14 protein-coding genes, 1 other RNA gene and 1 pseudogene are annotated in these 14,562 nt (G+C 45.9%); 7 read left to right on the forward strand and 9 right to left on the reverse strand.

Annotation, left to right across the window (positions count from 1 at the left end):
• Nucleotides 1–17 precede the first annotated feature (17 nt).
• A complete protein-coding gene (locus MKS89_RS05155; protein ID WP_162841349.1) occupies nt 18–185 on the forward strand; it encodes a hypothetical protein in 168 nt (55 codons plus the stop codon).
• Nucleotides 186–227: 42 nt separating this feature from the next.
• On the opposite strand, the gene MKS89_RS05160 is transcribed toward MKS89_RS05155, so the two are convergent.
• From MKS89_RS05160 to MKS89_RS05170, 3 genes are all read right to left on the reverse strand, one after another.
• Nucleotides 228–1,163: a YeiH family protein gene (locus MKS89_RS05160; protein WP_072962603.1), complete on the reverse strand. Its 936-nt coding sequence runs from the start codon at nt 1,161–1,163 to the stop codon at nt 228–230.
• A gap of 154 nt (nt 1,164–1,317) precedes the next feature.
• Complete coding sequence (locus MKS89_RS05165; protein WP_072962497.1) at nt 1,318–3,189, reverse strand: MFS transporter; 1,872 nt, start codon at nt 3,187–3,189, stop codon at nt 1,318–1,320.
• Between the two features lie 55 nt (nt 3,190–3,244).
• A complete protein-coding gene (locus MKS89_RS05170; protein WP_072962499.1) occupies nt 3,245–3,835 on the reverse strand; it encodes a TetR/AcrR family transcriptional regulator in 591 nt (196 codons plus the stop codon).
• A gap of 158 nt (nt 3,836–3,993) precedes the next feature.
• On the opposite strand from MKS89_RS05170, the gene MKS89_RS05175 reads away from it, so the two are divergent.
• The gene (locus MKS89_RS05175; protein WP_072962502.1) at nt 3,994–4,857 is read left to right on the forward strand and encodes a Tim44 domain-containing protein; all 864 of its coding nucleotides are present in this window, start codon (nt 3,994–3,996) and stop codon (nt 4,855–4,857) included.
• Between the two features lie 131 nt (nt 4,858–4,988).
• Here MKS89_RS05175 and MKS89_RS05180 read toward each other — a convergent pair whose 3' ends face one another.
• Nucleotides 4,989–5,555, reverse strand: coding sequence for a hydrolase (locus tag MKS89_RS05180; protein ID WP_205409072.1), 567 nt, complete (start codon nt 5,553–5,555; stop codon nt 4,989–4,991).
• A 29-nt stretch (nt 5,556–5,584) separates the two neighbouring features.
• Entirely contained in the window at nt 5,585–6,703 is a 1,119-nt protein-coding gene (locus MKS89_RS05185; RefSeq protein WP_072962507.1) for a PLP-dependent cysteine synthase family protein, read from the reverse strand.
• Nucleotides 6,704–6,843: 140 nt separating this feature from the next.
• Here MKS89_RS05185 and MKS89_RS05190 point away from each other — a divergent pair, with 140 nt between their 5' ends.
• A complete protein-coding gene (locus MKS89_RS05190) occupies nt 6,844–7,305 on the forward strand; it encodes an Lrp/AsnC family transcriptional regulator (protein WP_072962510.1) in 462 nt (153 codons plus the stop codon).
• 348 nt (nt 7,306–7,653) lie between these two features.
• Here the strand turns inward: MKS89_RS05190 and tesB are convergent, their stop codons facing one another.
• The gene (gene tesB, locus MKS89_RS05195) at nt 7,654–8,562 is read right to left on the reverse strand and encodes an acyl-CoA thioesterase II (protein WP_072962513.1); all 909 of its coding nucleotides are present in this window, start codon (nt 8,560–8,562) and stop codon (nt 7,654–7,656) included.
• 238 nt (nt 8,563–8,800) lie between these two features.
• Between tesB and MKS89_RS05200 the strand changes: the two genes are divergently transcribed.
• Nucleotides 8,801–9,124, forward strand: coding sequence for a YbaY family lipoprotein (locus tag MKS89_RS05200; protein ID WP_072962522.1), 324 nt, complete (start codon nt 8,801–8,803; stop codon nt 9,122–9,124).
• Here the strand turns inward: MKS89_RS05200 and MKS89_RS05205 are convergent.
• On the reverse strand, nt 9,116–9,445 hold the full coding sequence (locus MKS89_RS05205; RefSeq protein ID WP_106406994.1) for an MGMT family protein: 330 nt from the start codon (nt 9,443–9,445) through the stop codon (nt 9,116–9,118). The genes MKS89_RS05200 and MKS89_RS05205 overlap by 9 nt on opposite strands.
• 275 nt (nt 9,446–9,720) lie before the next feature.
• Between MKS89_RS05205 and ffs the strand changes: the two genes are divergently transcribed.
• Nucleotides 9,721–9,817, forward strand: an RNA gene (gene ffs / locus MKS89_RS05210) — signal recognition particle sRNA small type.
• Between the two features lie 277 nt (nt 9,818–10,094).
• Here the strand turns inward: ffs and MKS89_RS20940 are convergent.
• Nucleotides 10,095–10,628 carry an RNA 2'-phosphotransferase gene (locus MKS89_RS20940; RefSeq protein ID WP_205409075.1) on the reverse strand — a complete coding sequence of 178 codons (534 nt, stop codon included), beginning with the start codon at nt 10,626–10,628 and terminating at the stop codon, nt 10,095–10,097.
• A gap of 65 nt (nt 10,629–10,693) precedes the next feature.
• Complete coding sequence (locus MKS89_RS05215) at nt 10,694–11,572, reverse strand: HEPN domain-containing protein (RefSeq protein WP_072962526.1); 879 nt, start codon at nt 11,570–11,572, stop codon at nt 10,694–10,696.
• Between the two features lie 194 nt (nt 11,573–11,766).
• Between MKS89_RS05215 and MKS89_RS05220 the strand changes: the two are divergent.
• Both MKS89_RS05220 and MKS89_RS05225 read left to right on the forward strand, forming a co-directional pair.
• Nucleotides 11,767–12,071, forward strand: a pseudogene (locus tag MKS89_RS05220) (IS3 family transposase); the annotation flags it as partial.
• 56 nt (nt 12,072–12,127) lie between these two features.
• Entirely contained in the window at nt 12,128–14,446 is a 2,319-nt protein-coding gene (locus tag MKS89_RS05225; protein WP_072962529.1) for a YecA family protein, read from the forward strand.
• Nucleotides 14,447–14,562 lie beyond the last annotated feature (116 nt).

The following is a 14,562-nucleotide window of genomic DNA, read 5'->3' on the forward strand; positions in this document are numbered from 1 at the left end:
ACTAAAAGGCATACCCAATGAAAAAAGGGCTTATGATTGCGACCATTATCATTCAGCTTTTCGTGGCAGTGCTGACCAGCGGTGCGACTCGGTCACTGGCTGAGTTAACTGCATTTTTGTTGATTGTTGTGCTGTTTCTGGAACGAGCTCCCCGGCCGTCATCCCGTCAAACCTCTTCGCTGTGAATCTGGCACCGTGTGCGTGTCTCACGATGCCAGTCAGTTGACTCACTGAGCGAGCATGATCCAACTCAGTGATGACACTGAGATAAGCACCCATAAACCGACGCCGAAAAGTAACGGTCTCGGACCTGCCTGACGTAACTTACTCAATGACAGACTACAACCAATCAAAAACAGGCAAATGACCAAGGTTTGTTTCGCCAATGCGAAGATACCATGATAGATAGCCGAGAATTGCGGTAACTGATCATGAAAAACAATCGCAGCACAATAGAACAAAATGAAGTAAGGAATGGTGATTTTTCTTGATTCGCTACGAAATAAAAAGGTACTGATGAATGTCACCGGAATAATCCAGAGAGCACGAGCCAGTTTTAACGTTGTTGCGGTTTTGAGTGCCGTTTCTCCATAAGCAGATGCCGCACCGACGACGGAAGACGTATCATGAATGGCAATGGCAGCCCAAGTGCCGAATGTTTCCTGACTCATATTGAGCAGATGACCAATGGCCGGGAAAATAAATAAAGCCAGTGAATTGAGGACAAAAATCGTCCCCAGTGCGAGACCAATCTGGTCATCATCTGCATCGATGGCGGGTGCAACAGCGGCAATGGCACTCCCACCGCAAATCGCGGTCCCTGAGGCAATCAGATAACCTGTTTTACGCATGAGCCCAACCCGGACACTGACAAACCAGCCGATCAGCAAGGTCGTGAATAAGCTGGCAACGATTAACCCCAAACCATGTGTTGTGACGGTCAGTGCCGTTTGCAGCGGAATACCGAATCCGAGGCCGATAATCGAATAAGCGAGGAGCTTTTTGGTGATTTTGGCTAAAGGAATTCCTTGCGGAACCATGCCCAACGTGGTCAGAAAAAAACCGATGACCAGTGCTGTGGGGGAGGTGATATAAGCGGTTGTACAAACCAGTAAGCCAAGTACGAACGGAATGTTTTTGAGCTGACAAGCATTTTTGAGCATGTCAGAGGTTTTGCATGAAAAAGTACTACTGAACAAACGACGGAACAAAGGGGCCATGTCGATACCACGGTCAGAAAATAGGACGCCATTCTAACGGAAATAAATGATCAGTCAGTTTGAATGTCTTTAACTTTCATTCAATAAAACTGAACAACTACCGCCATGCCCCTCTTAATTGCGCAACGTGTTGCCGTAACTGCTCACTGCTGGTGTCGGTCGCAACGATTGGCGGCGCCGCTTCTACTTCAATCTTGGCTCTGAAACGTTGGGGGAACCCACGACAAGCCCGGCCGCGGTGACGACTGAAATAACTGCCCCACATCCCTTTCAGTGCCATCGGAATGATTGGAGCGCTGGTGTGTTGAATAATGTGGTCCAGACCGCGTAGAAATGGCCCGATTTCACCGTCTGATGAGAGACATCCTTCAGGGAAAATACAGACCAGCTCTCCTTGTTGAAGAGCCTGTTCAATTTGGATAAACGCTTTACGAATGGTTTTGCCGTGTGAAGCACAGATCGGGATAACGCCTGCACGATTCAAGACTGGCCGAATCAGCGGCACAGTGGTGTAATCGGCTTCCATCACAAAGCGGATCAAGCGCGGTGAAGCGGCACTGAGAATCAGCGCGTCCAAATACGTAACGTGGTTACAGATAATCAGAGCACCTCCTTGCGGCGGGAGATGATGCAGATTGCGGTAACGAACGCGGTAGCATAGCTTTGCCAGACATGCCAGCACGAAACGTAGTGTCTCAATCGGTCGCTTGTACAGTAAATAAACCGCGACGCCCAGGTTGATCAGCGAGAGTAACAAAAACAGCTCGGGGATCGACCATTGCAGCAACGACAGGACGATAATGGCTAAAATCGCGCTGATGACCATAAACAGCGCATTATAAATATTGAGGGCTGCAATCACTTGAGCACGTTGGTCCGGATGGGCGCGTTGTTGCAATAACGTGTACAAGGGGACGATAAACATCCCACCGGAGACGCCCAGTAATAATAGACTCACAAAGAGCGGCCACAGCCCGGTGTTGGTGATGAAGGTTGTAAAGTCCATCGTTTGGGGAAGAGCGTCCGGCACTCCGGCGACCAAACCGCAACCAAAGAGCGAGATACCCAAGCAGGCCAGTGGCACAAGTCCGAGTTCAATACGATGGCGTGAAAGACGGTCACATAGGAGTGAGCCGAGTGCAATGCCTACGGAAAACAGCGTCAATAGCCAAGAGACTGCGCCTTCGTTTCCGTGGAGGAAATAACGTGTGAAGTTGGGAAATTGGGTCAGATACGTCGCTCCCATAAACCAAAACCAACTGATGATCAGAATGGTCCGGTGGATCACGGGATCCTGTTTGGCAATCCGCAGTGTGTTACGTGTCTGTGAGATAGGACGCCACTGAAACCGTTGACTCGGCGCGGTTGCCGGGGCATTGGGAATGTAGCAACTTGCCAGATAGCCGCACAGAGCGACGACCACGACGGCTCCCGCCGCAATGTATTCTGCGCTCGGGGTTGAAGCAATCACACCGGCCAGTAAGGTGCCCAGCAAGATGGCCAAAAACGTTCCGGTTTCAACCAGTGCATTGCCGCTCATCAGTTCATCTGGTTTGAGTTGTTGTGGCAGTAAAGCATATTTGACCGGGCCGAATAAGGCCGATTGCGTCCCCATCAGAAAAAGCAGCAAGAGCAGAATAAGATAACTATGGGTGATGAATCCGATAGCGGCCAGACTCATGATGACCACTTCTAACATCTTAATTTTTCGGATCAGTTGGCTTTTTTCCAGTTGATCCGCAAGCACACCGGAAGATGCAGAAAATAAAAAGAAAGGCAGAATAAATAAACCGGCCGCGAGATTAATAAACAGCGTGCTTGAAATCGCCAGTTGTCCGGCACTGCTGAATGCAACAAATAACAACAGGGTATTTTTAAACACATTGTCGTTAAACGCCCCGAAAAACTGGGTGATAAAATAAGGCAAAAAACGCCGAGAAGAGAGCAGTGATGAAGTCGTATGAGACATGGGAGCATCCTTTTTACCCAGTGCGATTGAGTTAACGCTATTCTGGCGGGTTTGGTTACCAAGCCTTGAGATAATGAGTCAGTAGATTATGAATCAGTTCATTGCCATCAATTGGTGAGGAAGCAAAGAATTTATCATCGACACTCAGCAATGTGATGCCGTGGACGCCGGCCCACAACACACGACTGGTGGTGGTAATTTCTTCTGCTGAACGTTGTGGCGCCAACTGTTGTAAGAGGGTTTCCAGAATGTCCGTCATGTGATCGATTCTTTGGGTCTGCCATTCGGGCAGATCTTCACCATTCATGTTGTGTTCAAAAATCAGTTGCCAGCGGAAGGTATGGTGTTGGGCAAAATCGTGATAACAGTAGGCGAGCTGAAACAAGGCATCGCGGTGATCGGTACTCTGACCGACGGCTTGTCGGGCGTCTTCAATCAGCTCATCGAGTGTTTGAGCGACGGCGTGTAATAACAGAAGATTATAGTTACCGAATACATTAACTAATGTACTGGGGACATATCCAATCATAGCGGCGACTTTGCGTAAGCTCAGCTCATGATAGGAGTGATTGGTAAGAAATGTTTTGACATGTTCCAATGTCAGTTGAATGAGCTCTTCTCGCGTGTGGTCGTTTCTTCTAGCCATGATCTGTAATCGTTAATGAACAACGTTCAATATATTATTGTTCCCTTGTCTGAGCGTCAATCAAAGCCTGCAATATTCTGATACATGTACAATGTTTCTTTGGTGAGAGGGAGTGTCTATGATACTTGTGATCCCTTTTGACAAAATACAGGATAGACATGAAACGTTTTTTATCGTTGATGACTCTAATCATTGTTTCAGTGGCGGTCATGCCGGTTGCTGATGCAAAAAAATTCGGTGGTGGTCGCTCTTTAGGCAATAGCTTCAAAACAGCGCCGGCATCAAAGCAACAGTACAGTAACACCAACACACAGAACAATAAGGCAGGTCAGACTCAAAATGCCGGACGCAAAGGACTGATGGGTGGACTCATGGGTGGTTTGTTGGCTGGTGGTCTGTTGGCAGCCTTCTTTGGTGGTGCTTTCGAAGGTATCCAGTTCATGGATATTCTGATTATCGGGTTAGTGGCGTATTTTATCTTCAAACTATTGCGCGGGGTGCTGGCAGCCAAGCAGGGCAGTATGAATCAGCAGCAACCGGCATTTGGCGGGAACGCTCATCGACAGTCTCATGTGCATAACTTCGAACAACCTGGCGATGTTGCGGGTGGTCGTGGGTTTGGTACCAATGCTGCCAGCGATGTACCGCACCGTTATCCGCCAGAGTTTGACCGAGCGGCCTTTCTCAATGGCGCCCGAGAGCACTATCGCATTTTGCAGGGGGCATGGAATCACAATGAGTTAGACACCATTCGTGAGTATGTTTCTGTCAGCCTGTTTGAAGACTTGAAAGCGGAACGGGAGAAGCTTATCGGTGAGCAACATACCGATGTGATGTATGTCGATGCTGAATTTGTCCGGGCTGACTACGATGCAAACCGTGCCCAGTTGAGTTTACAATTCTCAGGGCGTTACCGTGATGCGGTAGAAGATACTGAAGAAGAGATTCAGGATATCTGGCATCTTGAACGGGACTTAACCGTGCCGAATGCACCTTGGCTGATTGTCGGTATTCAAGGTTAATTATCGACCAGATAGCTTGTTGATTGATAGAAACCAGTTGTTTGATAGAAAATGCCTCCGTTTGCGGAGGCATTTTTCTGTTCGTCAGTTGCTCTTTTCGAGCTGAATCAATCTGTACGATTCGCGATGTATTAAGCAAAGTGCAGGACATCGCCGTTTGGCAGAACCCGGGACAGTCGCGGGAAAATGGTTTCAAAAGCCATGTGGTGAAATTCTGCTGAGAATGAGCTACAAGCATTTTCGATGGTGAGCATGTCATATCCGAGCTCCCAGCCGTGACGCAGGGTTGATTCCACGCCCATATTGGTGGCGATGCCAACGACAACAAGATGACGAATCCCACGTCTGCGAAGCTGCATATCCAGTTCTGTCCCGGTAAATGCGCCCCATTGCCGTTTGGTGATCCGTAAATCACCGTCTTGAACCACGCCATCAGCCAGTGTCATCCATTGTTCCATCGCGTCCGGTGCCGGTGACGGTTCATCAACCACGCCGGGTGGGTAATCCTGTTGGTCGGCAGACCAACCGACATTGACGCCGACAACCGTTGCACCGTGCTGGCGAAAACGCGCTGCCAGAGATTGACACCGGGTCAGTATTTCATCTGAGGGATGCGGATAGCGTTGCGGTGCGAGTATGCCATGTTGTAAATCGATCAGAATCAATGCGGTTTCATGAGGATTCAATGTCAGCATCATAATTTCCTTGAATGAATGAGAATCAGAGATTACGCCCCAGCCTGTAATTCAGGTTGAGGTGTGATCTTGGATTGCTGATCCGCAGAAAAATTCCCATTTCGTTCAAGTGAATCCAGTTGTGTCAGATAAGGTGTGATATCACCGAAGTGTTGATGCACCCAATCCGGATTGTAATAGCAGTCCAGATAGCGTTCGCCATCATCACACCACAGCGTGACGAGAGAGCCGCTTTCACCGTCACGTTGCATTTGCTGGGCGAGTTTGAGGGTCGCATAGAGGTTAGTCCCTGTTGACGGGCCTGCTTTACGGCCGGTTTGTTTTTCCAGCCAATAAATGGTTGCGATACTGGCAGCATCAGGGATCGCCATCATGGTGTCGATCACACCGGGAATAAAGCTGGGTTCAACTCTGGGGCGGCCAATCCCTTCAATCCGGCTACTGTGTTGGCAAGTCAGTTGGGCATTATTGTGGACAAATGCATCGTAAAAGACGGAATTTTCACAATCCGCTACACACAGTTGGGTTGGATACTGGCGGTAATGAATATGGCGTCCCAGCGTAGCTGAAGTGCCGCCGGTACCGGCTGACATCACCAGCCAACTTGGTAGCGGGAAACGTTCTTGGGCCATTTGGTCAAAAATCGCATGCGCGACATTATCGCTGCCACGCCAGTCAGATGCCCGCTCTGCATAGGTGAATTGGTCGATATAGTATCCATTGAGTGTTTCAGCCAGTTGTCGGGCTGCCGGATAAATATCACTGGCACGATCGATAAAATGAGCCTGGCCTCCATATTGTTCGATCAGCTCAATTTTCTTACGTGCAGTGGTTCGTGGCATGACGGCATAGAACGGCAGGCCCAGCATCCGGGCAAAATAGGCTTCAGAGACGGCAGTGCTACCGGAAGAGGATTCAATAATTGGCGTGTCCGGCCCGATCAAACCATTGGTTAAAGCATACAAAAATAGTGAGCGAGCCAGACGGTGTTTCAGTGAACCGGTCGGGTGGCGGCTTTCATCTTTGAGGTAAATATCGATGTTCTGCAAACCGGGGACGGGCAGTTTGATAAGCGGCGTCTCCGGATGATGGGCTTCTTCAGCCATGATTTGATGAATTGCCTGCTTAATCCAACCATGATTACTAGACATATGAACACTTCCTATAAGCGGATAAGATAAATGAGCGACTAGAATAAAAATAACTGTATTCTGAGAGAAAAAGGTTTCATTTTTTACTGTTTATTGGCTAAATGGTAGAAAAATTTTCTCTCATATTGAGGTTGTGGAGCATGTTGTTGGATAAAACCGATAAACACTTACTGCGACTGTTACAGCAGAATGCGGATTGGTCTTTGAATGAACTTGCCGAGGCGGTTCATCTGACAACGACACCATGCTGGAAGCGGTTAAAGAAGCTTGAAGAAATGGGTGTGATTCACAAACGAGTCGCATTACTGGATCCGGAAAAGCTGGGATTGAACTTCACAGCCTATGTGATGCTCAAAACCAGTAATCACTCGCATGAGTGGTATGTCCGTTTTGTTGAAATTGCCTCAGAGTTTCCTGAAGTAATGGAATTTTACCGGATGGCGGGGGAGTACGACTATATGATGAAAGTTGTGGTGAAAGATATGCGTTGCTTTGATGAATTTTACAAGCAATTGGTCAATCGTGTCGAAGGGTTGAGTGATGTGACCTCGACCTTTGCGATGGAGTCACTGAAATATACCACGGAGCTGCCCTTATCATGAATGGTGATAAATGATCATGACGATGCTGAAGATTCGGTAAGTAAACACGATCAATTATCATGGCCTGTCAGCATTGGAAAATTTGCGGGCAGGCCATTTCAGTGTGAGGGCGGTCAGTTAACCAAATAACAATGTAATCAAGACAATAGCGGCAAACAAGACCCCAATATATTTCAAGAAGAGACTCACATTTTTACTCCCTCCCGGTGGAGGGTTATTACAACATCCCATGCTGACCTCCGGCGCTCATGGTGAAGACATCCGTATCATAAAGCTTCCCCTTGGGGGAAAGTAAAGTCTGTCGTCATAAAATCTTTTATCTGGATGACCGACGGTGATGGGGTTCAATTAAGAGTCATTGGATTGATCACTGTCATCGGATTGCTTTGGATTGGCGTGATCAAGAAAGCGCATCACACCTTCTTGCACCGCACTGGCAACTAAATCACCTTGCTGATTGTAGATTTCGCCCCGCACCAACCCGCGGCCATAGGTAGCACTCGGACTCTCAATCACAAACAACAGCCACTCATCCATACTGAACGGGCGGTGATACCACATCGAGTGGTCAATGGTTGCGACTTGAAATCCCGGTGTCATCATCGTGACAGCATGTGGCTGCAATGCTGTGATCAAAAAACCCCAGTCAGAGGCGTAGGCGAGTAGGTATTGATGGAGCAATTGATCACTCGGTAACTTGCTATTAGCCCGGATCCACAGATACTGCTTGGGTTCGATTTTTTCCGGTTTGAACGGGTTCACCACATGCACCGGACGAATTTCAATCGGCTTCTCTCGACAAAACATCTTCTTGGCAGGTTCGGAGATGCGATGGGCAATTTGATTCATCAACTCAGTTTCAGAAGCATAATTTTCCGGACCGGGAATGTCTGGCATCGTGTTTTGGTGTTCGAAGCCGGTTCCTTCACCGTGGTATGACGCGGTCAGATAAAAAATCGGTCGGCCATTTTGAATCGCTTTAACGCGCCGGGTACTGAAATTACGCCCGTCTCTGAGCTTTTCTACATCATAAACAATCGGTTTTTCCGGATCACCCGGATGAAGAAAGTAGCTATGAAAAGAATGGACTGTCCGCTCAGGATCGACGGTATAGCGGGCAGCAGAGAGCGCCTGACCGATCACTTGTCCGCCATAAACCTGAGGTAACCCGAGATGTTCACTGTCGCCCCGGTAGAGTCCTTCCTCTAGTTTTTCTAATTGTAAAAGTTCGAGTAAATTATTGAGAGCTTCGCTCATACTACCTCACTATGTTATCTACACACCGACATCAGACGCTGTTACAAATCAAAAATCAAGTTTTGTTCCATTGATATTTATCTCTATAATTATGAGTTCAAAATGGAAGATATATAAAATTTATAATGATGAAACCTAACAATCAACGGCGCCTTTTGTTGTCCCTTCTCTGTGTTTTTCTCAGCAGTGCGGGACAGGCACACTCACAAGCTCAACCCATGCACCACGCATTGAGCACATGACGGGCACATTACTTGGTGATAATCCATTACCGAAAAATGTGTTCGTGGTGGTGACACTCAATGATCAAACGCAACACGATCAAGTGGTTGCGAGATACCAGTTTCATGGTAATGGTTTAACGTTGCCACTTGACTTTCAACTCGCTTATTCCGATTCGAACATCCGACAAAATCATCGCTACCGCATTCAGGCGGAGATTTTTGAACGAGGACATGTCCGCTATGTAGGCGCGGGGATGGCAGCAGAACTTGCGCTTGAATCGTCAGTCTATGATGGTCAGATCCAAATGACAGCGGTGAAAAGCGCATCATCACATTGAGCCGGGCTGCCAGCGGTAGTTGCGCAGTGAAATCTTGCCGCTGCTGCTGATTGGTATCCCTTCTGCGACTAATTCGGCGCGTTGTCGTTCGAAATCCGGACCGGACAGTGAGATTTCGCCCTTACTGTTAATCACCCGAAACCAAGGGAGTGTCGAGCCTTTGGGTAGCTGCCCCAGCGCTTTACCGACATGGCGCGCGTAGCCCGGATAACCTGCCATTTTAGCCACATCGCCATAGGTGCTGACTTTACCGGGCGGGATTTGGTGAATCACGGTAAATACCTGAGCGAGAAACTGCTGTTTATCATCGGAGTGAGCCATCATTGAATCCGTCAGAAAAGTCTATGTCATACGTTGATAATTTGAATTGATGCGTATCAGTGTATGATCAAAACGCCTGTCTGTCAGGTATTTGATGAGCATCATGCATTGAGCAGGAGCGGCTTCCATGGTGCAAAATGGGCAAAGCTGATTAATCCCTGCGCACTCAGTCGGTCTCCGTCTACTTTTATCAGAAAGAGGCTTGCAATGCGGATCCCAATCCTTGATAATCACCCCGCTTTCGATGTTCACCATCAAAGCCTTATCTATGGAGGCCCTGGTCCTCCCGCAACACTAATTCGTGAACTTGGTCAGGACCGGAAGGTAGCAGCCACAGCGAATGACGTGTGTGCCGGGATGTGGCTGGGGCTTCCACCCAATTGTCTCTTTCCTGAGAAAAATCAATCCCTCACGTTTCATTTATTTATGTTTGCTCAGGTACTGAAATACGCTATTGATCCCAATTAAAAAATGGCTCTTGGCAGTTTAGATTTCAGGTTCCGGCGCAGTTTCGCGAACTAGGAATCATAAATGCGAATACAAACGAAATTTCGGGTTTATTGACAAAAGCTCTGCTAGATTGCTTGCGTTAGAACATGAAATAGAGATTCACAAACGCATGGGTGCTGTCGTCTACAACAGACAAATTTCAAACTTCGATCAGACATTTGTCGATTATAAACTTCGAAGGTACATAACTCGTTAACCAAACACCATTCTCAGAAATATAGAATTCAAATCCTTGCTCATACATGAGTTGGGATTTTATTTTTAAAATAACAGGTTTACCGTATCGCTGGCCAACAGTGACAGCTGTTTCCTTATCTGCAGATAAATGGACATGCTGGCGTTGCTGTGGTTTTAATCCTTCTTCGAGAATACTATCTAAAAATCGGGTCGCAGTACCATGATATAAAAATTCTGGTGGAACAGAAGGTTGTAGTTGTAAATCAACATGAATCGAATGTCCTTGGTTAGCTCGAATATGCTGACCATCTTCAGAGATAATGAAACGCTTTTTATCATTGGTATCTACAACGTCTTGAATTAAATTTCTGTCAATATCTTCGATTTCATTTGAAGTAGAGGCTTTATCAATCAGCTCATCAATATTAGCCCATCCATGTGGGTCAAGTGTTAGGTCATCGCTTCTGGTTTGTGGCGTAGCACAAAGCTTAAAAATTTACTGATCTGCTTGAGTTGATTTTGGGAAGTCATATATTTTATTTTCTCTATTACATATTCAAGTTAGTTAATTATTCTTTTCAAACAAACCCGTTCCACCAATCCTTTCAACCGCTGCACTTCTGTTTCCAGATATGCCAATTCTTCTTCGGTGATCTCATAATGCTCCGAGTAGCGGGCTTCGATATAGGCGCGTTGCAGGCGGCGGAAGCTACGGCGGTGGAATTTGTTGTCGAGCGGGAAAATCGTTGCAAATTCAGCATCGATTTGGGCGCATAGTTTCCCCAGTTTTTCGATGTTGTGGGATTTGGGTAAATAATTGGTGCAGGTGAGCAGGGTACAGGCAAACAATTTTTCCGTGACTTGGTGAAGCTGAAATGCCGCAGTCTTCAGATGATGATTCGCAGTCATGAGTTCAAAACACATAAAGAATTCGTTGGCACTCGTAAACCACTGTTCATAATGCTTACGAGCGATCTCCCGTTGCTCTGCTTCGGTTAAATCCCCCGGCTCTGCCAGCGGTTTTGGCGTGGCGGCAAACAGTTCAATCCCTTCTTCGCGGATATCTTTGAAGAAATAATGCCCTTGCTGTAGCCGTTCGTTCACTTCCTGCAAATCATGGACAATCAATCCCAGCGGTGCCGAAGTAACTTTACGGTCGATCTGCTCTTTGGCGCGTTGCCAGACCACATCTTCTTCAACCAGTGCGGCTTTATTCACAATCACCAGAATATCGTAGTCACTGATATAGCCATTGACCGGATCGTTGACCCAACTGCCTTTGGCATGGCTGCCGAACAGAATGATTTTCACAATACGAAACTCGCTTTTACTCGCTGTTTTGCCCTGAAGATAGTCTTCCAGCGTATCGTGCAGGATGGTCGATATGGTGGCAAGCTCTTGCTGTTTGGATTCGGGCAGATGGTCGAGAGATGTTTTCATAAAGCAATGTTTGGTCTGTGTGAATTGAATGGTTCATAGGATAAAAGAAGCGAGCGGCAAAAAACACTGTTTGTCATGGTTGTAGTGGTGTTGCCTAGGGAAATGCGACGGGGTTCGGTTTTATTGATTTGTCTTGTTGTAGCCTCCGGCTCTGCAATATGACGCACTTTAAGGTGTGTGTCCTGATAAGCGCGATCTTACATTCTGATCGTGGCACACAATTTACCAGTGGAGACTATCAGCGCTTTCTCAAGCAAAAGAACCTAACCAGCAGCATGAGTGCTGTAGGCCATTGTGCAGATAACGCGGCTTGTGAAGGGTTCTTCGGTGTGATGAAACGGGAACGAATCAACTATCGACAATACCGGACAAGAAATGAAGCCAGAGCAGATATTTTTGATTATATCGAACGGTTCCATAATCCAAGAATGCGACGTAGACTGGCGAATCAAGACAGCAAGTTTACGTCTTTACTAAACCGTCCGTGAAAACGGGGTAGAACCCTAGCAATTCAGTAAAGAGCTAAATTTCCACTTTATCTATAAGGGGCTTCAATTGATTGAACAAGCACAAGTTTCGGCTGACATTCTGAAAGAAATGAAAGAACTTGCGGCCAAAATACGTCTTTTAGTAAATGGAATGCCACCAGAAGAACTCCTAGGGTACATCTATGCCCAACTGTTGATGATGAGTAACAACACAACTTCTCCTGAACTCGATACAGAGGTTTCTAGTGAAGAAAGAAACGAAGTTCAGTTTTTATTGGAATACGTTCATGCGGTTCTAGCATCAGATGTTGCTCCTGATGATGTAGAGTTCGATGAAACTCAATGTGGCGAACTGTTTGCACTTAGTAGGAGTTTACGAGAAAAAGCAATGTTATTTGCTATGGTGCCCTCTGCAAACACTGATAATAAAGACTTCGGTTCTGATACTGCGGATATCGAATTTCACGCAAAATCATCTTGGGTGATGCTCAGAGGTAATCGATATCAGGTTTTAGAAGGCGAGTTTTATCAATACGTGCTCGCTCAACATGATGATATTTTGAACGATATTTATGGTGTTGGAGCTGTTGATATTGCAGAGGGATTTCAGCAGTTATCTGATGCAACTCGTATAGGGCAAGCTAACGCAATTGAAGAAATGCTTAAGCAATTTGAAGCAGCTCAAAGGTTTGCGACAGAGAAAGGAAAACCGCTCGAAGAGGTTATGGAAGAGTGGGTTGAAGCAAATGCGCAACAAACAAAGCGTGCAGGCTTAGCCGTAGATGATATGTTGAGAGGTGGCATTACAAATGTTAGCAGGCATACAAAATTACCATCAGAATTTTTAGCTGATCTGGCGTATCAACGTGGTGAAGAGGTCGATTTTTTCAGTGATGGTGACTACTCAGGCACACCTTACAGGACATTACCAGCCAGAAAAAAACCTCTAATCAAACTTGATGAAGACTATTATGCGGTAGACCCCTGTTTTATTCGTGATGCTGGCTACCGTTCACTTCTTTTCAATTTGTTGCAAAAGAAACCTGAATATAAAGAACAGTTTAAAGAGCGGCAGAAGGCCATGAGCGAAGCTGCCTTTCCTGAAATACTTGCTGAACAGCTCGCTAGTGCTACCGTTTATCAAGAAGTCTATTATAAGGATCCCAAGACTAAACAATGGGCTGAAAATGACACACTAGTTTTAATTGATGATGTACTTTACCTTGTTGAAGCTAAAGCGGGAGCTGCTGCAACAATAGCGTCACCCGAACTCGATTTTAAACGTCATTCACAGTCTATAAAAGACTTGATATTAAAAGCTTACAAACAATGTGAGCGTTTTTTTGAATATTTAAAATCTGCGGATGAAGTCTCAATATTCAACCTAGTCAACGGAAAGTATGAGGAGATAGGAAAACTTCGTCATTCAGATTACCGTGTAATGATCCCTATTGGATTAACAGTTGAATCATTCTCTCCCTTTTCAGCATTTTCTAAAAACTTACCACAAGTAAAACCACTCTTAGGACAACATAGCTTTGTATCAATTTCAATCGATGATCTTTTTGTTCTAAGACGGATGTTGCCTACACCAGGGATATTTGCGCATTACATGGAAGTGCGTCAGGCAATTGCAGGTGTAAAACAAGGACTTCTTTTTGATGAGTTTGATCATTTAGGAGCATACCTAACTAACAATCGGTTTGATCAGGAAATTATTGAAAAATCTAGGAGCGAAAATTCTGGTTTAGTCATATGTAACGGATTAAGTCTTGTTGTCGACAAATTTTTCGAAAGTGGGCAATGGGACACAAGCCCTATACCTGCTCAGGAGTTCCCTGATGCGGTTTCGAAGGCACTTACGGCACTAGATGTTTCTCGCAAACCTGGATGGCTTTCTGTGGACAGTCTTATTCGAGATTTTGGCGAGGAAGCTCGTATTAGCTTTGGAAAATACCTTTCTGATTTAGATAACTCTATAGAAAAGCACCCTGCACGTTACTTCGCATTTGGCGGAGAAGGAAAGCCAATTTTTGTTTGGATACAAAACTCCAAGTATGACGTTGAGTGGAAGAAGGTCAACGATACGGCAAGTGCCGTTGCCATTTCTATTGATACGAAAGAACTAATGGGAATGCTTATTAAAGTTGGGAAAGGCAGAGTTTATGAAGCTGCCCAATATTTCAGAGTTGATGTGCCGACTGAACAAACTGAATCTAATGAGCACATTTATAAAGAAGCCCAAAGTATGAGAGAGCGTACCAAAAGCCCGACTTCTGTTAGTAAACAACATTATTTAGAACCTAAAAAAAAGCGGAAAATAGGCAGAAATGAACCATGCCCTTGTGGAAGCGGAAAAAAGTATAAAAAATGCCACGGTCGTTAGCAAATATGAAGTTATCTTTCTCTTGAAGAGAGATTTGTAGTGGTATGCTGAGTTTAGTCACTGAGTTAGGTGTGAGCGATGATGACATCTAGTCATTTGCATTACTTGACATTATC

The sequence above is a fragment of the Vibrio gazogenes genome, from assembly GCF_023920225.1.
In the GTDB taxonomy this organism is placed as follows: domain Bacteria; phylum Pseudomonadota; class Gammaproteobacteria; order Enterobacterales; family Vibrionaceae; genus Vibrio; species Vibrio gazogenes.

Excerpts from the sequence above, each read along its gene's own strand:
- MKS89_RS05155 (WP_162841349.1), top strand. The coding sequence starts at position 18 with ATGAAAAAAGGGCTTATGATTGCGACCATTATCATTCAGCTTTTCGTG.
- MKS89_RS05160 (WP_072962603.1), bottom strand. The coding sequence starts at position 1,163 with ATGCTCAAAAATGCTTGTCAGCTCAAAAACATTCCGTTCGTACTTGGC.
- MKS89_RS05165 (WP_072962497.1), bottom strand. The coding sequence starts at position 3,189 with ATGTCTCATACGACTTCATCACTGCTCTCTTCTCGGCGTTTTTTGCCT.
- MKS89_RS05170 (WP_072962499.1), bottom strand. The coding sequence starts at position 3,835 with ATGGCTAGAAGAAACGACCACACGCGAGAAGAGCTCATTCAACTGACA.
- MKS89_RS05175 (WP_072962502.1), top strand. The coding sequence starts at position 3,994 with ATGAAACGTTTTTTATCGTTGATGACTCTAATCATTGTTTCAGTGGCG.
- MKS89_RS05180 (WP_205409072.1), bottom strand. The coding sequence starts at position 5,555 with ATGATGCTGACATTGAATCCTCATGAAACCGCATTGATTCTGATCGAT.
- MKS89_RS05185 (WP_072962507.1), bottom strand. The coding sequence starts at position 6,703 with ATGTCTAGTAATCATGGTTGGATTAAGCAGGCAATTCATCAAATCATG.
- MKS89_RS05190 (WP_072962510.1), top strand. The coding sequence starts at position 6,844 with ATGTTGTTGGATAAAACCGATAAACACTTACTGCGACTGTTACAGCAG.
- tesB (WP_072962513.1), bottom strand. The coding sequence starts at position 8,562 with ATGAGCGAAGCTCTCAATAATTTACTCGAACTTTTACAATTAGAAAAA.
- MKS89_RS05200 (WP_072962522.1), top strand. The coding sequence starts at position 8,801 with ATGACGGGCACATTACTTGGTGATAATCCATTACCGAAAAATGTGTTC.
- MKS89_RS05205 (WP_106406994.1), bottom strand. The coding sequence starts at position 9,445 with ATGGCTCACTCCGATGATAAACAGCAGTTTCTCGCTCAGGTATTTACC.
- MKS89_RS05215 (WP_072962526.1), bottom strand. The coding sequence starts at position 11,572 with ATGAAAACATCTCTCGACCATCTGCCCGAATCCAAACAGCAAGAGCTT.